19 protein-coding genes and 1 tRNA gene are annotated in these 18,353 nt (G+C 66.1%); 10 read left to right on the top strand and 10 right to left on the bottom strand.

Annotated features, from left to right (window positions below):
• The first annotated feature begins 383 nt into the window (after positions 1-383).
• The gene (locus tag MXD62_RS36395; protein WP_248833867.1) at positions 384-2,282 is read left to right on the top strand and encodes a hypothetical protein; all 1,899 of its coding nucleotides are present in this window, start codon (positions 384-386) and stop codon (positions 2,280-2,282) included.
• Positions 2,283-2,562: 280 nt separating this feature from the next.
• Positions 2,563-2,635 (top strand) — tRNA-Lys (locus MXD62_RS36390).
• A gap of 159 nt (positions 2,636-2,794) precedes the next feature.
• On the opposite strand, the gene MXD62_RS36385 is transcribed toward MXD62_RS36390, so the two are convergent.
• The 3 genes from MXD62_RS36385 to MXD62_RS36375 form a co-directional block, all read right to left on the bottom strand.
• Positions 2,795-4,018, bottom strand: coding sequence for a site-specific integrase (locus MXD62_RS36385; RefSeq protein ID WP_248833866.1), 1,224 nt, complete (start codon positions 4,016-4,018; stop codon positions 2,795-2,797).
• On the bottom strand, positions 4,018-4,227 hold the full coding sequence (locus MXD62_RS36380) for a hypothetical protein (protein ID WP_248833865.1): 210 nt from the start codon (positions 4,225-4,227) through the stop codon (positions 4,018-4,020). Before MXD62_RS36380 ends, MXD62_RS36385 begins: the two co-directional genes overlap by 1 nt.
• A gap of 247 nt (positions 4,228-4,474) precedes the next feature.
• Positions 4,475-4,774, bottom strand: coding sequence for a hypothetical protein (locus MXD62_RS36375; protein ID WP_248833864.1), 300 nt, complete (start codon positions 4,772-4,774; stop codon positions 4,475-4,477).
• Between the two features lie 164 nt (positions 4,775-4,938).
• Here MXD62_RS36375 and MXD62_RS36370 point away from each other — a divergent pair, with 164 nt between their 5' ends.
• Positions 4,939-5,127 (top strand): AlpA family transcriptional regulator, encoded by a 189-nt coding sequence (locus MXD62_RS36370; RefSeq protein WP_066071405.1) that lies wholly within the window; start codon positions 4,939-4,941, stop codon positions 5,125-5,127.
• Positions 5,128-5,133: 6 nt separating this feature from the next.
• Here the strand turns inward: MXD62_RS36370 and MXD62_RS36365 are convergent, their stop codons facing one another.
• The 6 genes from MXD62_RS36365 to MXD62_RS36340 form a co-directional block, all read right to left on the bottom strand.
• On the bottom strand, positions 5,134-5,331 hold the full coding sequence (locus tag MXD62_RS36365; protein ID WP_131626826.1) for a helix-turn-helix domain-containing protein: 198 nt from the start codon (positions 5,329-5,331) through the stop codon (positions 5,134-5,136).
• 30 nt (positions 5,332-5,361) lie between these two features.
• On the bottom strand, positions 5,362-7,065 hold the full coding sequence (locus MXD62_RS36360) for a replication initiator (protein WP_368862507.1): 1,704 nt from the start codon (positions 7,063-7,065) through the stop codon (positions 5,362-5,364).
• A complete protein-coding gene (locus MXD62_RS36355) occupies positions 7,065-7,301 on the bottom strand; it encodes a hypothetical protein (RefSeq protein ID WP_248833862.1) in 237 nt (78 codons plus the stop codon). Before MXD62_RS36355 ends, MXD62_RS36360 begins: the two co-directional genes overlap by 1 nt.
• On the bottom strand, positions 7,298-8,869 hold the full coding sequence (locus MXD62_RS36350) for an FtsK/SpoIIIE domain-containing protein (protein WP_248833861.1): 1,572 nt from the start codon (positions 8,867-8,869) through the stop codon (positions 7,298-7,300). Before MXD62_RS36350 ends, MXD62_RS36355 begins: the two co-directional genes overlap by 4 nt.
• Positions 8,870-9,022: 153 nt before the next feature.
• Positions 9,023-9,313: a hypothetical protein gene (locus MXD62_RS36345; RefSeq protein ID WP_248833860.1), complete on the bottom strand. Its 291-nt coding sequence runs from the start codon at positions 9,311-9,313 to the stop codon at positions 9,023-9,025.
• Positions 9,310-9,720 carry a plasmid replication, integration and excision activator gene (locus tag MXD62_RS36340; RefSeq protein WP_248833859.1) on the bottom strand — a complete coding sequence of 137 codons (411 nt, stop codon included), beginning with the start codon at positions 9,718-9,720 and terminating at the stop codon, positions 9,310-9,312. Before MXD62_RS36340 ends, MXD62_RS36345 begins: the two co-directional genes overlap by 4 nt.
• A gap of 216 nt (positions 9,721-9,936) precedes the next feature.
• On the opposite strand from MXD62_RS36340, the gene MXD62_RS36335 reads away from it, so the two are divergent.
• Positions 9,937-10,353, top strand: a complete 417-nt coding sequence (locus tag MXD62_RS36335; RefSeq protein ID WP_195905950.1) for a helix-turn-helix transcriptional regulator — start codon at positions 9,937-9,939, stop codon at positions 10,351-10,353.
• 55 nt (positions 10,354-10,408) lie between these two features.
• Here MXD62_RS36335 and MXD62_RS36330 read toward each other — a convergent pair whose 3' ends face one another.
• The gene (locus MXD62_RS36330; RefSeq protein ID WP_248833858.1) at positions 10,409-10,876 is read right to left on the bottom strand and encodes a hypothetical protein; all 468 of its coding nucleotides are present in this window, start codon (positions 10,874-10,876) and stop codon (positions 10,409-10,411) included.
• Between the two features lie 357 nt (positions 10,877-11,233).
• Here MXD62_RS36330 and MXD62_RS36325 point away from each other — a divergent pair, with 357 nt between their 5' ends.
• From MXD62_RS36325 to MXD62_RS36300, 6 genes are all read left to right on the top strand, one after another.
• Positions 11,234-12,031 (top strand): helix-turn-helix domain-containing protein, encoded by a 798-nt coding sequence (locus MXD62_RS36325; protein WP_248833857.1) that lies wholly within the window; start codon positions 11,234-11,236, stop codon positions 12,029-12,031.
• A gap of 172 nt (positions 12,032-12,203) precedes the next feature.
• Complete coding sequence (locus MXD62_RS36320; RefSeq protein ID WP_248833856.1) at positions 12,204-13,400, top strand: hypothetical protein; 1,197 nt, start codon at positions 12,204-12,206, stop codon at positions 13,398-13,400.
• Entirely contained in the window at positions 13,285-13,773 is a 489-nt protein-coding gene (locus tag MXD62_RS36315) for a gamma-glutamylcyclotransferase family protein (RefSeq protein WP_248833855.1), read from the top strand. Before MXD62_RS36320 ends, MXD62_RS36315 begins: the two co-directional genes overlap by 116 nt.
• A 317-nt stretch (positions 13,774-14,090) precedes the next feature.
• The gene (locus MXD62_RS36310) at positions 14,091-14,588 is read left to right on the top strand and encodes a hypothetical protein (RefSeq protein ID WP_248833854.1); all 498 of its coding nucleotides are present in this window, start codon (positions 14,091-14,093) and stop codon (positions 14,586-14,588) included.
• Between the two features lie 11 nt (positions 14,589-14,599).
• Entirely contained in the window at positions 14,600-15,964 is a 1,365-nt protein-coding gene (locus MXD62_RS36305) for a RuBisCO large subunit C-terminal-like domain-containing protein (protein ID WP_248833853.1), read from the top strand.
• 1,834 nt (positions 15,965-17,798) lie between these two features.
• Positions 17,799-18,269 carry a 2,4'-dihydroxyacetophenone dioxygenase family protein gene (locus tag MXD62_RS36300; RefSeq protein WP_248833852.1) on the top strand — a complete coding sequence of 157 codons (471 nt, stop codon included), beginning with the start codon at positions 17,799-17,801 and terminating at the stop codon, positions 18,267-18,269.
• The last annotated feature ends 84 nt before the right edge of the window (positions 18,270-18,353 follow it).

Raw genomic sequence — 18,353 nt, 5'->3', positions numbered from 1 at the left:
CCCGGTGGGGGGGGGCCGCCGCGGGGGGGCCCACCGTCGACCCGTCGGCGCCCCCCGCCCTGCAGGTAGACGATTGACGCCAAACCGCCCGATCGACAGGCTCGTGACACGGCGTCTCGAAAGATGCCGCCCAGTTTGCCGATTCAGGAGGTCGGGACGCCGAACGGTGCGTCGACATTCGGGCTCCCGCCTTCCGGCGGCTCCACACAAACGCACACCTCGGCGCCCCCCAAGCAACCATTCGAAAGGATTCATCGATGCCGAGGGGACCAAAGAGAATGCGGCACCCGCACACATCGAGAACACCGCGGCGATCGAGTTCGTCAATCAAACGCCGCGGCGTCCGGCCGTTATCCTCGTTCCTGGTCGTTGCTCTCACGCTCGTGGTGGCGTCGTGCTCGGATTCAGGGTCGACGACACCGCCGGGCCCGGGAGCGACGCCCACGGCAGCGGCCGGAGCCACACCGCCGGCACCGAAGCCGGAGCCGATCTCCGTCGAGGAACTCCCACTGCCACCGGTCGCCGGCAGCACCGACGCGGGTTCGTGCACCGAGGCGATCAACCCGCACCGGACCGGATGCGTCGGCCAGTCGGTCGGACTGCAGTCGGGAGGGTTCCTCCCGGACGGCCGGAGCGTCGTCGCGCGGGTCACCTTCGTGGGCGCGCCCGCCGCCCCCGACCCGGCGAGCGTCTACAGCGGCGACCAGCTGATCCTGGTACGGACCGACGGCGGGAAGTTCCCCAACGGGGACGCCTGGAAATGCGTCACCTGCGGAGTGCCGGAGAAGAACGCGGCCGGCCGCTCCCCCACCCTCGACTACCCTCAGCCGTTCACGGACGGAAAGCGGATCCTGGCCGGCACGAACATCATCGACTGCGACTCACACCCGATCGCCGACGAGGCGTGCACGCCAGAGCAGACCCACATCTACCCGATTCACTGGAACAACACCGCCGACGGTTCAGGAAAGGGCGGCAGTATCCGGGAGCTGCGCATTCACCCGGACGACGTCCACCTCGGCTTCAACAGCTTCACCATCGCCAACGGCAGGTTCGGCCAGTTCGCCTACCTCGGCCGCCTCGCGTTCAACGCGACCCCGACCACCGGCACGCCGCCGACGCCCCGCTACGACCTCACCAACGTCACGCGACTGTTCGACCCGGCTGACACCCAGCCGGTCACCGTCGACCCGGACCACCCCGACGAACTCGTCTACAACCGTGACGCGCTCTCCGTCGGCGAACTGCGCGGCTTCAGCAAGGACGGCAAGGAGGTCACCTACATCGGCTACCCGGAGGAGTCGTCGAACATCGACGTCTTCGCCGCCGATCTGACCACCGGGAAGGTCCGCCGGCTGACCGGCCATCCGGAGTACGTCGACCCGGTCGACCTCTCCCCCGACGGCGGCTGGACCGTCGCCATGGACACCCGCGGCTCCGACCGGCAGATGTTCCTCGCCGGCATGCGCGGCATCCCGCCGATCACCGACCTGATCACCACCAGCGCCACCTCGTCGACCCGCAACAACGGCCCGCGGCGCTTCTTCCAGCCGATCCTCATCGACCGCTACGGCGACCGAGGCGACTACGCGGGCCAGCAGATCAACGCCGAGGGCGACGGCAGCCCCGGCAGCGTCAACGACCCGAACTGGAACGGCATGGCCGACCCCAAGTGGTCACCCGACGGCACCGCCATCGCCTACTGGCAGGCGCTCGCCGTCTCACCGGCCTGCGGCGGAACCAACCCGCTGCCCTGCGAGACGTCCACGGAGCCCGGCGGCCGCACCGCCCGCCTGATGATCGCGCACCTCACCAGCCGGAAGCCGAGTCCCGCGCCCAAGGTCGCGCCCATCTCCGACGAGGTCCCCTGGGGCGTCGCCTACGAACCGGGCAGCCCGATCCCGACCCGCCCGCACCCCCCGGCCGGCACCTACACGCTGCGCGGCGCTAACCACGGCACCGCGAAGATCGAAATCACCGAAACGCCCGACAAGATCGCGATCGGCACGGTCTCGGTCACCTACACCGACTACTCCGACGACGGCGCCACCACCCTCAACGGCACGGAGAAGGTGACCGTGACCATCCCGGCCCTCACCACGAGCAAGGTCGACTGGTTCTCCGACCTCACCCAGACCGGCGCCACGAAGGCCACCAAGAAGACCAGCCCCGACGGCTTCCATCTCACCATCGACGTACTCACCAACATCTTCGGCGCGACGGGCACACTGACGACCACCATCGACGGCAAGACCTACCGCCAGCCGGCGAACGGCATGTAGCAGGCAGGGCGCCCTCCTACGGGGGTCGGGCCTGCGCCGGCACGCCACCGCGACCGCCGGCGCAGGCCCGACCCCGGCATCTCGGATCCCGGACGACGATGGACGTCACGGGCATCTCGGATGCCCTGCCCGCTCCAGGTCCTGCCGGTCTCCCTGGCCTCCAACGACCTGAGCCAGGCAGCACCGGACAGATCGACATGAACCGGACCGCGACCCCCCGCGTCAGTACCTCCGTGGAGCTGGTAAGGTTGTCCACGTCGCCGCGGGAACGCGGAGGCACGCGCCGCTAGCTCAATTGGCAGAGCAGCGGACTCTTAATCCGCGGGTTCGGGGTTCAAGTCCCTGGCGGCGCACCCGTATCTACCAGGCCTTATGGCTCTCGGTAGTCATTCTCAAAAGGGTTCTGTACCCACTTTTGTACCCCAGACATTCCGTGCCCTGACGGCAAACGCCCCGGGCGCCGCAAGGTACACAGCCATCCCGGGGCGTCGCCCGTTCATTCGGGTACACGGTCAGCCCGCGAGGCCCTCCCCGTCCGCTTCGTCGACGTCGGCGGCATCGTCGGCATCGTCGCTGAAGATCCGGTCGAGCCGGCCGACCGCGTCGCGCTGGGTCTCCGGCATCACGTGGGTGTAGGTGTTCATGGTGAGCTGGATCGTGGAGTGCCCGAGCAGCTCCATCACCGTCCGGGCCGGGACGCCCTCTGCGAAGAGCATCGAGGCGAAGGCGTGGCGTAGATCATGCAGCCGCAGCCACGGCAGCCCCGCCTGACGACGCAGCACGTCGAACCGCCGGTTGACGTTGCGCGGTTCCAACGGCGTGCCGATGGACGAGGTGAACACCAGCCCGGTTTCCGTCCAGGCGTCACCGAGTCCGGTTCGTTCCGCGGCCTGGGTGGCCCGGTGCCGCCGCAGGATCGCCACCAGCTTCGGAGGGATGGGCAGCCGCCGGTGGGACCGTTCCGTCTTCGCCGGGACGAACATCAGCGAACCGTCGACCCGTTGCAGGGTCTGGCGGACGTGGAGCGTCGCGCCGTCCAGGTCGACATCAGCCCAGCGCAGGCCGAGGATCTCCCCGCGGCGCAACCCGAGCATCAGGCCGCACGCGAACACCGCTTCGAGCCGCTCACCGCGCAGCACCTCGACGAGCCGGCGCGCCTCTTCCGGGCGCAGTGCCCGGACCTCACGATGCGGGGTGGGTGGCGCCTTGACCGCCTTCGCCACGTTGCGCGCCACCAGGTCCAGCCGCTCAGCCTCCGCCAGGGCGTTGCGGATCAGGCTGTGCACGTGGCGGACGCTGCCCGCCGACAACCCCGACTTCTTCGCCGAGGCAACGAGCCGCCGGACGTCCAGCGGAGTCAGCTTGTCGAGCTGAACACGGCCGATCACCGGCACGATGTGCGTGTTGATCAGCCAGCGGTACGCCCGGAGCGTCGACGCGCGTGTGCCGTCGCCCTCCTTGATGTCGAGCCACTCTCCCAGCCAGACCGCGACCGTCCGGCGTTCAGCCGTGACGTTGACGCCGAGTTCGGCCGCACGCTGGACCTTGGTGAGCTTCTCGCGGCATTCCTTCTCGGTCTTGCCGTAGACCGTCTTACGGGAACGCTTTCCGTCCACCCAGCCGAGATCGGCCCGGCCGACCCACAGGCCGTCGCTCGCACGCTGGAACAGGGCGCCTTCGCCCTGGGAGCGCCGCCGCTTGCGCCGGTCGTTCCCGGCACCGTCCCCCGCGGCCATCAGGCGACGTCCAGCGGGTTGCCGTCGGGCCACGCGATGTTGTCGCACCACGCGCAGCCGTACAGGCTGTCGCCCATGTCGCAGGCGAACTTGGTCTCACCGTCGGGTTGTGGGTAGGCGCGGCCCTGGCCCGCGCGAGCACGGTCGAGATGCTCCCGTAGTGCCTGTTGCAGGCTCATCGTCGGGGGGTTGTCATTGTCGGTGGGCATGGCGAATACAGCTCCTTGCCGAAGAACGGGTCAGGTGCACGCGGGCCGCGGGTGGCGTCGCCCGGTGCGGTTGGGTTTCCGTTCTCTGGCGCTGGGATGGTCTGCCGGGGCGCCGGCCGCGTCCAGGGCGCTGCGCGTCGCTACGCGATCGGCCTTCGGCCGACCCTGGACACGTCCGACACCCCGACAGCTTCAAGCGCCACCAGAGAACGGAAGAAAAATGGGGGTAGAGCAGGCAGAACAGCCGCTACGAGCGGGGAACGCTCGCCGCCGCCGGACCGGTCAAGGGGTTCCAACCGTCCAGGACCGTTGCCGAAAGGCCAGGCACCCGGCGGAACGCGAGAACCGCATCAACGTCCCCGAAGTGCTCGGTGAAGAAGGCGTCCGCGGGCAGCCCCGCGAGCACCTGCATCAGGTCGCCGACGTCCGCACCGGGACGGACGAGCAGTTCGTAGCCGGTGTCGGTGGGGCGCACGGAGACGAGGGCAGATCCGCCGTCGCCGGGGGTGCGCCAGGCACCGAAGCTGCCAGACGGGAAAATGGGCATAGGGTCTCGCTCCTGTCGTGAGCAGGGTGGGATCTCAGGTCCCGGTCGGGTGTTGGCGCACCCGCCGGGACCGCCTATCGCGACTGGACGACCGTCCAGTGGCGCCAACGGTACATGGCACCTGGACGGTCGTCCAGTAGTCTGCGGTCATGGAACAACCGCTCATGGGTGCGGCGGAGATCGCGCAGCGGCTAGGGGTGGGCCGGACCCGGGTGAACCAGCTCCTGAAGGAGGACCCGACCTTCCCGAAGCCGCATGCCACGCTCGCCGCAGGCCACATCTGGCAGACCGACGACGTCGAAGCCTGGATTGCCGAACATCGGCCCGAGCTTCCGCCGGCCGCCGAGCGGTAGCACGCCTCATGCCGCCGCACCGTGGCCGACGTCGAGGCCCCGCAGCCGGTTCACGTAGGCGTCGAGCGCGGCGCGCGGAATGCGCCGGGACCGGCCGACGTGCACGGATTCGATGACGCCCGCGGCGAGCAGTTCGTACACGGTGCTCCGGCTGAGCGCGAGAATCTCAGCGGCTTCGGCCGGAGTCACGAGAAGCTTGGTCATCCTTGCCTTCCAGGCGATCGAGACGACAACTCAGGCAGCGTCAGCCACCGCCGGTGGGCCGGTTCCCGGAAGTCCTCCGGCCGTTGCGGCGCGGGCCGCGTCGAGCTGTGCGCGCCAGGCATGGCGTTGCGCGACCGCCTGCAACAACAGGTGTTCGCGCCGGGGTGCGGCCGGGTCGCCGGGCCGGAGCAGTGTCCACACTGTCCGCGCCGGGTCGGTGCCGGTGGCCGCCGGGCCGGTCGCCACCTGGCCGAGGGCTTCGAGTTGCTCCCGGATGAACGCGACCCGATCATGCTTGTGGTCGGTCAGGGTCTTGCCGGACCAGCGCCGGGAGACGAGCACCCGCCGGCCGCCGAACCCGAGGGTCTCCCGCCGGTGTGCCTTGCCCCGGCACCGGCCCGGGACGAGGCCCGGCTTCGGGTTACGTGGCTGGACGCCGTAGCGCAGCCAGTTCGCGCAGGTAGGCGAGCACGGTTCGTGGCGCAGCGCGTCCGCGAGCCGATCGACGTGCCGCCGCTGAGCGTCGGTGGTGACCGCGTGGCAGGCGTCGAGGCTCTTCACCAGGTACTTGGTCAGGTAGCCGATCATCCGGCCGGTGTTCGCCGAGTTCGCCGTGACGCCGTCCGCGCGGAGCTGTGGCCCGAAGCGGACGACGTGTGCCGGTTCGGCATCGTTGCCGATCGCGTCCACCGCCTCATCCCAGGTCGGGAGCGGTCGGGACGTGGCCGGGTCGAGGTAGCCGGCCGCGGTGTCGTCCCAGACCGGGAGGCACGTGTCGTCATAGACCGGCCGGTCGCACGAGGGCCACCAGACCTGCTGATACGTGGCCGCCGCCACCTGGCGCAGCAGAACCCGGGGCACCGTGCCACGGATCGCCGCGTGCAGGTGCGGGGCGAGTCGCCGTTGCGGTTCGAGGGTGGCAAAGTACTGCACATCCCAGCCGACCGCGCGTCGGAGGTTCTGCCAGAACCGGTCGATCAGCTTCGGGAAGTGGATCGCGTCCCGCGCCGCCCGCCGGTAGTCGTACGAGGCCGGATCGACCGGGGTTCCCTCACTCGTGACCCGCCCGTACGAGTCGCAGGTCAAGGTCAGGAACATCGACGGCCGCCAGGTGGTGCCGTCCGTCGCTTCGAAGGTCCGCCCGACTGTCCGCTTGTCCACCGGGAGCCGGGGCAGGTCGGGGGCATCCTGCCGCCGGCGGGTCGAGCGGACACGGCGCGGCCGATCCCGATCCTCCGGTGCCGCCTTCCCCCGCACGCCGAGCGCGTTGAGTTCCTCGTCCACCTGGCCGATGAGTTCGTCGATCTCGGCGACGCCGGCCGCGTCCCCGGCGCGTTCAGCGTCGAGCCGGACGGTTTCGAGGTCGGCCCGGAAGCCCGTGAGGGTCTTCGCCTCGTCCGTGGGCGGGTCCGGGTCGGGTAGCGGTTCGTCGTCAAGGTGCCAGCCGGCTTTGCACTGCGCCATCCGTAGCCGCCGCGCCTTCTCCGCGCAGGTCGGGCACTTGCTCGCCAGCGTGGCCCCGCAGGGCACGGGGATGATCTCGGTTTCGCCGGTGTCGAGGTTCGTCCGGCGCATCGCCATCGGCCGCACGCAGACGCCATTCTCCACGGCGACCGTTTCCACGACCTGACGAGCGAGCGGCATCCGCATCCGCGCCGCCCGGGAACCCGGACGATCGTCACGATCGTCACGGCCGGCGGAAACGTCAGGGTCAGCCGAGGTGAGGCCAGTCATCAAGAGGTGAGGTCCTCCCGGTCGTCGAGGTCCAGGCGCACACCGGCCGACGGACGAGCCGGGGCGGTGATGAAGAAGGCGCAGCCGCAGGCGGTTCCGGAGCCGACGTCCGCACGGCATCGGCCGCGCCGGTGGGTGATACGCAGGTGCCCGCAGGTCGCGCAGACAGGCAGGACGGGCACCGGCGCGGCCGAGTCGAGCAGATCGTCAGGCATCTCGCCGGCCGGGCCGTTCACGCCACCTCACCCCACCAGGAGCCGTCGGCGGAGTTGTCGTGGTCCGCCGGGTCGTTGTCGCGGTAGGGGTCGAGGTCCGGTGTCCAGCCGGCGCCGGCCGCGGGAGTGGGCCGGTAGGACCACACCGTGCGGCTGATCTCGGTGTCGTCGATGAACGAGGCCCGGACCCGGACGGGCTCCGGTTGTCCTTCGTGGAGCACGTAGCCCACCCCGGGCAGGGACACCGGGATCTCATCCGCGCGTGCGCCCCGGTCGCGGGCCCCGGAGCCGAGCACGAGATCTGCCTGTTCGGTTTCGGTCATGCGCAGCGCGACCCGGACCGGGAACAGGTCCCGGAACGGCAGAACCTCCTTCCGGGGGTCCTGCACCGCCGCCAGGACCACGACCCCGGGCGCCCGGCCCTGGGAGAGCAGCAGCGGCAGCGCCGCCCCGATCCGCTTCTTGACGTCCCGGTCGGTGACGTAGGCCGTCAACGAGGCGATCTCGTCGACCACCAGGACAATCAGGGGCTCGCCGGGAGTCGGGGTGTGGAGCCGGGTCACCCCGCGCAGCCGAGCCGTCCGGTCCTGCATCACCGAGACCGCGTCGTCGAGGAGATCCGCGATCGCCTCTGTGGTGGTGGCGAACCGGGTGAACAGCGGCTCGCCGAACGCGAGTTCCATGCCGCCCTTGGGGTCGCAGACCCACAGCTCGACGAGGCCGGCGCGCACGGCCGGGCCGAGACCGCGGATGACCGACCACAGCACCGAGCCTTTACCGGCCCCGGTGGCCCCCGCGATGAGCAGATGTGTTCCCCGCACGGGCAGGGTCCAGGGCTTGCCGTCCTCCCGCCGGCCGACTCGAACGGCCGAGAGGTCCCCGACGAGTCGGTCAGACCCGCCGGTCGCCGTGGCGTCGCCGTCCGGGTCGTGGTCGATGACCGGGCCGGACGGGTCGAGCCCGGCCGGTTCGACGGGGCTGGTCAGGGTGTCGCGGTGGTGGAAGTGCAGCCGGACGAACCGGTGTTCCTCCGCCTGCACCTGGCAGCGCCGAGCCCGGAAGACGTGCCGCAGTCCTTCGGCCGCGTCCGCCCACTGTTCCGGTGTCTGCCCCGGGAGCAGTTCCACCCGCAGCACGTCCACGGCCCGGGTCGAGCGGATCGAACGGATACGCGGGAAGTACTCGTCGAAGGTCACCTGATCGCCGTTCGACGCCGGCATGCGGATCGCCAGACCCGAGTGCACCATCGCCGGGCGCCAGCGCCGCCGGTACACGAACCCGAGCCGTACCCGGCCCCACACCCACCGGACCAGCCAACCGAACGACCGGGCGTGCAGGCGCCGCCAGACGACCGCGACCAGGACCAGGACGACGAACAGCGCCACCAGGCCCAGCGCCCCGAACCGGCGCGCGAACAGCGCCAGGCCGAGCGCGACCGGCACCGCCACCCGATGCCGCCAGCACCAGCGGACCCCGAGCACCAGTCCCTTGCCCACCACCGCGAACAGCAGCATCCACATCGGGACCCGCATCTTGTCGGGCCGGGACGGAATGCGGGGCATTCCCCGGTCGCCGTTGATTCTGGACATGACAGATACCACCTGTTTCAGAGCGCACGAAACCAGGAGCCGAAAGAAAGGGAAGCGAAGGAAGGTCCGGCGGGCCCGGAACCCGTCCGTACGAACGAAGGGTTCCGGGCCGCCTGACGTGAAGAAGAACCGCGGAGCAGCTACGAGGAGCGGCTACGCGGCGAGATGCCCCGGCAGTTCGGCCGCATCCTGAGCGGCGAACCGGAACCGCTCGCATTCAATGAGGTAGTCGTTCACCGCGGCGAGCAGGGCGTACCCGAAGTCGACCTGATCCGAGGTCACCGCGCTACCGGCCGCCGAGACGGACAGCAGCGTCCGGCCCGTGTGGACCGACAGGATCGGCGGCTTGTCCGGGTAGGTGTGGCACCGGGCCGACCAGTCCGCGCCCACATGCAGCCCCAGGTGCGTCGACGAGCGCAGCCCGTCCATCTCGCGCCCACTCACGCCGCCACCCCCGGGTTGGTCCGCCGAGCCGGGCCGACCGGCCGCATCACGCCCGCCCGCAGCGAGAACGCCAGCCGAGGCTGACGCCCGTTGGTGTCCACGTACGGGACCACCACCAGGCGCTCGAACATCACCGGCCGGAACGGCAGACCCGGCAGGTTCTCTGGCAGGACCGGTGCCACCTCCCCGAGGATCTTCACCTTCAGTTCGGCCTTCCGGGCCATCGGGTCCGCGTCCAGGACCCGCACCGACCACACGCGCTCGCCGGTGTCCTTGTCCCGAGCCTGGACGTCCGCCGCCTTCTCCTTCACCTTGTCGAAGTCGCTCGCCGCCTCCACGCCCAGCACGAACGCACCGTGCGGGAACACGTCCTCGAACCGCACCGGAATGCGTTGCGGAACCGCCACCGTGCCACCTCCACTCGCCTTTACCCGGAACCAACCGTGCGTTCCGGCTGACGAGATACACGATCCACCGCTCAGCAAGCGCGTATCAACCGCTAACCCAGCGTTGTATGTAGCCGTGACATGGGCGCCATGCAGGCGCTCATAGGTTCATGCCAAGGTGATATGGCATGCTGGGATGGGTTCTGGCGTCGTTTTGCGGGCCGCTAATATGCGCGCATGGCTGACCGGAGAACCCCGGTGTACCGGGCCCGAGGGCCCGTCAACGGCGAGGACTGGGCCGCCGTCGCGTCGGCGCTCAACGAGCGGATGGCGCGCCGTCGCATCGGTCAGCAGGAGCTTGCCCGCATCTCGGGAGTGTCCGTGTCGACGCTGCGCGAGCTTCAGCACGGCGCCGGCCGTCGGGTGCAGAACAAGACCCTCGTGGCGATCGCCCAGGCGCTGGAGTGGCCCGACGATCACCTGATCCAGGTGCTCGTGTCAGAGCCGCCGGTCGCCGGCACGCCCGGAGAGCCCACGGGCCGGGAGATCCTCGCCGCTCTGGCCCGGGTCGAGGAGCGGCTCACCGAGATCACATCCAGGCTCGCCGCCGTCGAGCAGGCCGTCACCAGGGCGGACAGCCGGACACCGTCCTGAGACGACGATGGGCCGGACCCCCGATGAGGTCCGGCCCATAGCCACTTCCGCGACGTCAGTCCTCCAATGGCGGAGGGTTCCACGGGAGAGGGTGCCGTTGCCGCCGCCGGATCACCCGCCGGCGTAGCGCGTCGGCCATGTCCGCCTTCCCCGCGTCGTACGCCCCGCGTTCCCCCTCAGTCATCCAGCGCCGGCCGTTGTCCTCCCCGACCGACGCCGGGTCGAGTTCGAGCATGGAGCGCAGGAACGAGCCCGGCAGCTGCCGCCGGGACAGCCGTATCCCCGTCGCTTCGTAGACCAGGACCGTGTCCACGTCCCCGAAGGACTCGACGAAGCGCAGGCCAGACGGCATGTCCGCCATCGCCGCGTACAGCGCCTGCGCCGACGAGCCAGCCGGCACCACCAACGCCCAGGCGTCCGCGCCCCACGGCAGCAGACCCACGCCCGGTTCCCCGTCCGTCTCGCAGGAGCCGCTGGCCCACGTCATCGCGAACCCCCGGACCCGCCGCGAAGATCCGTCCATGTCTGCTCCGTCATGTCCCATCGCACCCGTAGCGCCCCTCATCCGCTCACGTCGCCTCACGGCCTGGACGCCACCCCGCCCCGCGGAGATCCCGACTCGACGCGGAGCGGGGTGGCCTGCGAACAAGACTCGTCCGCATCCGATGCGTCACGAAACGTCAAGTTGGCAAGGCACGGTGTGCATGGAATCCGGCCGGTTCACCGCCCACCGAGTGGCTGTCAGGCGCCATCCGAGCGCCAAAGCGTCAGATCAGCGGCGAACCACCCATACCAAGGTGGCATGGTGGCGCTAGTCTCTGCGTAGCGACCTGACCACCCGCTGACCCTGGCTGTCGGCCCGCACCCGAGGAGATGGCGGATGGCCCAGCCCGCCCCTCCCTACACCGTCTCGCCCGATCTCCTCGCCCGCGAGGAGTTCCGCGCCGCCTGCGAGACCCTGGACTTCCAGGCGATCTTCCGCCTCATGCGCAAGTACGACGGCGCCAGCCAGGACCGCGTGTCCTCCCCCGTCCGCGGCCTCACCCAAAGCCGGGTCAGCCGGGTCATGAGCGGCGAAAGCAACATCACCTCACTCGACCTGGTCGAACGCATCGCCGACGCGCTACGCATCCCCGGCGCCTACTTCCGACTCGCGCCCCGCCCCTGGGAAGCCGAGACGACCAGAGCCGACGCGCCGCCCTCCCCTGCCCTTGCCGGCATCGGCGACCATCACCGCGCCAGCGCCTACGCGACCACGACCGCAGGCGTGAGCATGCCAGCGCCCCGCGAGCCGGCCGGAGACGTCGAGGACCGCAGCCTGACCATCGACATCGAAGTTGCCGAAGACGGATGGGCAACGCTGACCTACCGCCATGAGCTGTACAACGGCACGGCCACACCGTTCACCAGGCTCAACAGGGAGCTGTGGTTCGAGACCACCAACGGCCCGTTGCAGATCGAGGCCCTGCCCTCCCCCGACCGCAACATCATCATTCAGCGCGTCCACGACACCAAGCTCAGCGCCCGCTTCGCCTGCCAGGTCTTCCCAGCCATCCAGCCCGGAGAATCAGCGACCGTCGGCTACCGCAGCACCGGCGGACGGTTCGTCTACGACCACTACTGGCGTCAGTCGATCGTCCGCCCCACCGGCACGCTCACGATCCGGCTTCGCCACTAGGGCGTCACGTCACTGACCCGATGCTCGGCGACCGAGGACCGGCCGGACGGTTCGGAGATCTCGGCGACCGAAGGTCTGTCCTTCGCCCGCGACGAGGCCGGAGTCGTCATCGAGCTGACCCGCCGGAACCTACGACCGAACCAGTTCGTGACGCTGCGATGGGACACCGCGCATGCGTCTACGTGACGAGATCGAGCAGACGCTACGGGCATGGGACGCCTACGAGAAGACCCGGAAAGCGTCGCCGGTCATCGACTTCGACTGCGCGCCGACCCCGGCCAAGGTGACAGCGACCCCGAGCCGCCTGGACGTTCACAGCACGCTCACCAAGCTGTACGAGCGAGCCGAGCGTGACGGCGACCAGGTGTGCGCCGAGCAGCTCCGCGCCCACCTGGCCTATCTCGGCGCGTTGCTCGGCGAGCGGCCCCCACTCGACGACTACCTGACCGCCACCCAGGGATGCCCCGCGGCCGGATGGCCCGATGAGTACGTGACCGCTGTCGGTGAACGCGCCCGCACGGCACTGGCCGACATCGGGGTTTCCTGGGATGCCACCACCGACCGCCAGCTACGCGACACCGAAGGACCCGTCGAGGCCGCCGACGCACCCGAGATGATCCGCGCCGCCGCCAGCGAGGCAGAGCCCGCCGTCCGCGCCCTTGCCGAAACAGACGCCCCGTACACCCTGGAGATCACGACCGCCGACGTCGACGCCTACTGGGCCTACTGGCTCGACGGCACCGGCCAGGACGTACGGCTTCGGTTCAACCTGCGCAACGCGGCCTTCACCAAGGTCCGCCTGCGCCAGTTCGCCCTACACGAGATCCTCGGACACGCCCTCCAGAGCGCCAGCTACACCGCCACCGCCAGCCGCACCGATGTCCCGTGGCCACGCCTGCTGTCGGTCCACGTGCCCTACCAGGTGCTGTTGGAAGGCATCGCGCAGGCCATGCCGCTGTTCGTCGCCCCCGACGACACCGCCGTGACCGCCCGCGTCCGCCTCGACCACTACCTACAGCTCATCCGCGCCGACCTGCACCGCGCCATCAACGCCGGTGTCCCGGTCGCAGACTGCGCAGACCATGCCCGCGCATGCGTCCCGTTCTGGACCGCAGACGCCATCGCCGACATCCTCACCGACCGCGGAAACGACCCCCAGCTACGCACCTATCTGTGGGCCTACCCCGCCGGCATCGACTGGTTCGTCAACCTTGCCGACACCGCCGACACCGAAACCGTGGGGAAGGTCTTCCGTGCCGTCTACACCCAGCCCAGCACCCCGCACCAACTCACCCAGCTCTGGCCGACTGGACCCCGCATCGGCGGACCCGGCGCCCCTCTTCGTCTACGGAAGCCTCCTCTTCCCTGACGTCCTACGAGCCCTCATCGACCGCAACCCCCACCGCGTCCCCGTCACCGTCACCGGATGGCAGGTCATCGCCCTCCCGGAGCGGATCTACCCCGGGCTCATCCGCGACCAGGCCGCCATCGCCACGGGACACCTATTCGACGACCTCACGGAAGCCGAGTGGAGCACCCTCGACGCGTTCGAAGCCGACATCTACACCCTCAGCCGCATCGACCTGGACCACGGCCGCCACGCATGGGCCTACGCCTGCGCCAAGCCCGCCGAGTTCCTCCCCGCCCAGCCGTGGAGCCCTGACGGGTTCGCCCGCGACCATCTACCCAGGTACCTGGAGCGTTGCACCGCATGGCGCCACCGCCACGAGCAACACGGGTAGCCCACATGTTGCCGAAACTCTCGTTATGGGATCAAGTATCTGCCAGCGGTGCCTGCCGAGCTGCGCGCGGCCCTGGCGGGCCGTGCTCGTCGGCGTCCCTCAGGCAGTGGGTCGAGCGAACCTGCTGCTGTCCAACGACGGGCCGCAGGTCGCCTGGCTTGCCTTCGAGGCTCCGCACCGACCTACGCAATGCCAAAGGATACGGAGCGCCTACAAACCGCTCGCGAACCGCTACACTTCCAGCTCAGGTGGGCAATCGGGGAGCCTCCCTAGAGGTCCCCAGCCAACGACTAGCGGGCTCTTTAGGAGGTAACGAAGTGGTATCGCCAGCTGAGCGCGCCGCAAGCGTGATTCGATCGAATCGCTACCTTACGATGGCGACAGCCGAGGCCCACCATCCTTGGGCCGCGCCGCTTGCCTACGTACTGCTGCCTGATGCCAGCCTCGTGTTCTATTCGGCGCGGAGCGCTAAACACGTACGAGCCGGGCTTATCAGTGGAGAGGTTGCAGGCGCGCTCTTCAATTCAACCCTGCCCTCCGATGATGTGGATGGCGTGCAGTTTCTCGGCAGCCTCTTCGAGGTCGCGGACTCCGAACTAGCGCTCGTCATGCCCGCCTATTTCGAGGGATCCTTCCCCGATCCGGAGGTCCGAGCACGCTGGAACCGCCCCGAGTCCGATTTCTACAAAGAATCACCGCAGGGTTTTTATAAGATAATACTTACCGAGGTCTTTGTGCCGGATCCAACGTCGACTCAAATCGACCTTCGCCAGTCCGTCGAAATTAATCAACTTAAAGTTCTATTGATCGCATGAATTGACCTCCCATGCCGGACCGCATCGACCGCAGAATAAGAGCATTTCAGACATCACCCGAATCGGTTAGCGATAGCCATTTTATCGTCGACTACCGCTTCTCGCCCGAGACAGGATTTTCCTTAGAAGAATCGACGTTTCGGACTTTGTTAATTACATCCCAAAGGACGATCAAGCCGCTCCGATACGAGCCTGGTAGTGATCGCGAGCTGGTCGATGGCTCTATCGACGACGTCGGGGCTTACATACCTATCCAGCAGGGACCATCGGGGTCGGGACTAGTAACTATCGCCCTCCCGCTCCACCTATGCTCAAAGACCGAGTCCTTAACTGGCTTGATCCAGCTCATCGGAAGTGGAGCCGAATACTCTTACACGAAGGAGTACTGGATAGAACGCCTGACGCTGCCCACCGATTTTGTGCTCAGATTCAAGGGACCACGGTTCGGGATCGAAGGAATCAGAAGTAAGTTCAACGTGCACAGTCGCCCGCTGGTCGGTCTCATCCTAAAGCCACGTCGAGGGGTGCCACTCAGCACGATCAAGGCAGTAGCAAGCGAGGCGCTTGAAGGTGGCGCCGACTTCATTTGCGATGACCTCCTGATGACGGATCCGGATGGTGAGCTCTCATTTTCTAACCGAGTCCCAATTTTTGCGGATCTCGCGAGGCTAATTACCGACCGCACCGGAGAGAAGAAGAGTTATATATGCAATGTCGCAGCGACACCCTTTAGGTCCGCGCGGTACATTGAATCCGCCATAGCCGTCGGCGTAGATGCTGTAATGCTCAACGGTTTTTCGATGGGAATAGGCGCGATAGCCGACCTCGTCGATCTCATGCCTGAACAGGCCCGCCTACCGGTTATAAGCACAAATATGGGCGTCGCCCTAATGGCGAGAGCTCCGACACAGGATCATACTACATTGACGCAAACTGGCATATCCGAAGCGATAATCGCTAAGCTGTGCCGGTTAGGCGGGGCCGATGCGGTCCACACTGGAACTGTCGACTCTGAATGTTACGGCGAGATGGAATGGAGTGATGCACAGAAAGCAGTGCAGGAGAGAATGGGATCAATACGTAGGTGCTTCGCTGTCGCGGAAGGCGACCTCCAGCTCGCCAACCTTTGGGAGAACATAGCTTCTCTGGGACCAGACGTGCTGATCGAGGCAACTAGCGGGATCGTTAACTATCCAGGGGGGGCGAGGAAAGGTGCAGCAATGTTCCGACGATTCGTCGACGAACTAGACGGAATCAACATGGATGACAGGTCGGCGTATACGCATATCCGGGCCATGGCCCGACGTGACGCTAATCTACGGCAGGTCCTAACGAGAGAAGGCTTTGAAATTGACGAGCATGGGAATCGCACTTGAAGCCTCCAGAGGAGCCCCTGATCCTGAACGAATCTCAGGCCTCACTTCACTGTCAGCCGGTCTGGTAGCAGTTTCACTAGCGTTACTGGCTCTCTTGCCTACCTTCATCGATCAGGCCAGGTCACGGAGTTCTTCCCTTGAAGGCGAACGCCATTTTCGCACATTTAGGGTGTTCTTCTGGATTTTGTTCTTGTCAGTACTTCTACTCGGCACAGGAGCGCTGATAGGAATACTTGCCATGTTTCAGCCCGAACGGTGGTTGGAGGTTTCACTCGGCGGAGTACTGGGAGCCGGAACACTCCTATTGATAATTGGAAATATCGGCGTCGCCTATGTCTTGCGTCGATCAATTCTGCGCCTGTAAGTTGAGGGCGAATCCTAATGTCTCAGCCAGTCGCATCAAATGGGCGGGCCAACCTTAGGGATGTACTCCGCACCGACGGTTACATTCTAGGCCCGAGAGCCTCGCCAAAAAGTGCCATACATGGCACCCTTGAGACTCTATCGACCGCCTGGACACCACAAAATTTCGCTATCCTCGATAGCTCTCAGCGCTTATCCAGGATGATGGAAGCTGTTCATGAATTTCATTCGTCTCTGAATCTCGCACTGGGCAACAGCGAGCCCCTACTCCGAAACAACCAGTTCTTCCAAGTCTCGCACCAACCAAATCTTATGGGCGGATTGAATGTGACTGGCCCGGCGATCTTACTATCCGGTCTAGACCAGGAAATCCCGATCATCTACGCTTTTGTGGACTATGACGAGGCCAAGGATCGACGCTTCAAAAACGGTACGCTGCCTGTGGGCCTAGACGACGTAACCACACTCCGAGGAGCGGTGCGAGGCGATCAGATGCATCGTATCGCCGCTGCAGTCGAGCCACCCGACCGACCAACCGTTGAGGGTTGGATTAGGCAACTTCGACATTCAGTCGTTGCCACAGAACGTTCTCTGCGCCGCAGGGGGGCTATCACCAAAAGGCCAGCCGATGCCAAAAGGGAGATCGATGCGCTCGCTGCTTCCTGGTTTGGATTTCTGGACGTTACAGCGTCCCTGGCCGAGTTTAATGCCGCGGTCACTAGCGACTTACTGGCGAGGATCATTCCGGGACGATTGTTCTCCTTAAGTTACGGCCGACTACTCGGAATTGCCGCCGAATCAGTTGCTGAAACCGTTGAAGAGTTGTCGTCAATAGGATTAATTAAGCGAAACGATTGGTGGGCGGTTTGCGACAGATGCGCGGCTCGTTCGCCAGCACGATGGGAGCCAAAAAACAAGTTGCTAAGGTTCCAATGCATCGCATGCCATACTCCTTATGTTAGTCATACTTTTTTTGGAGATTTGAGTCGTTGGGGTGTACCGCGTCTGCTTCCGCGAGTACTCGCCGATGTGCTACTAGATCTTACTTGGCTTCCCGCAGCTGTATATGGAGGATACGCCGGTAGCTTGCAACATCTCACCACGTCACGCGCACTCGCCGAGCGTCGCGGTCTGAAACTCGCTCCAGAACTGTCGTGGGACCCTCAGAACCTGCTCGTCTCACGGGCCGGGGATGTCCCCGACGGCCGCGGCGCAAGAACCCTGGCCACTGGGCGAGCAGCGCTTGCTTGCTACTATCTTTTATTTCCCGTGGAGTTACTTGTAGAAAAGATTTTAGCCGGATCTAAGCGAGGTGACTTTGGGAATCAGCAACCACTCTGCATGTTGACTCGTGACTAGTTTCTTGAAAGGACTGGAGAAGAGCTAACTTTCGCCTACCGAATCCACACTATGACACCAGCAGAGGATGACAGTCTTGACGCCACATTCCCTTGGAGATCTTGACGCACGGATGAGCGCTGTTGAGGTCTGCAAACATGATACCCAATTCTTTGTAAAAGATCCAATTTCTGGAGGAGATTTCTGTCTCCTCCAGGTAGACCAGCTATCCGGGCTCTGGGTTGTTAGAAGCCGCTTCGCTCCGGGCATGAGCGTGCGACGGCATCTCCACAGCGGAATGGTGAATGCGATAACACTCTCCGGCTACTGGTCCTATCCGGAGGCATCGATCCGCTGTGGCCCAGGAGACTATCTAACCGAGCAGGCTGGCGCCATTCACTCGCTCGCTGTGGAGGGAGAAAACCATGCTGACATTATCTTTATGATTCACGGTTCAATATTGTATTTTGATCAGGCCGGTAACGTTGACTGTATCGAAGATTGGCGTACTGCGCTGAGAGATTTTCGGGATGGCTGTTCTGCATTCGGACACCGGGCTTCGGTGCTGGGTATCCCCATGCATTCGTTTACAGAATCGCAATGATGAAAGAAATTCAAGTAGAATTTGCCCATCGCGCGCTCTCTCCACGGCTGATCGTTCTTGTTGGAAGCGTTTCGAGTGATGGAG

Source organism: Frankia sp. Mgl5, assembly GCF_023242985.1.
Lineage (GTDB): Bacteria > Actinomycetota > Actinomycetes > Frankiales > Frankiaceae > Parafrankia > Parafrankia soli.
This window is presented reverse-complemented; position numbering and strand designations above follow the sequence as displayed.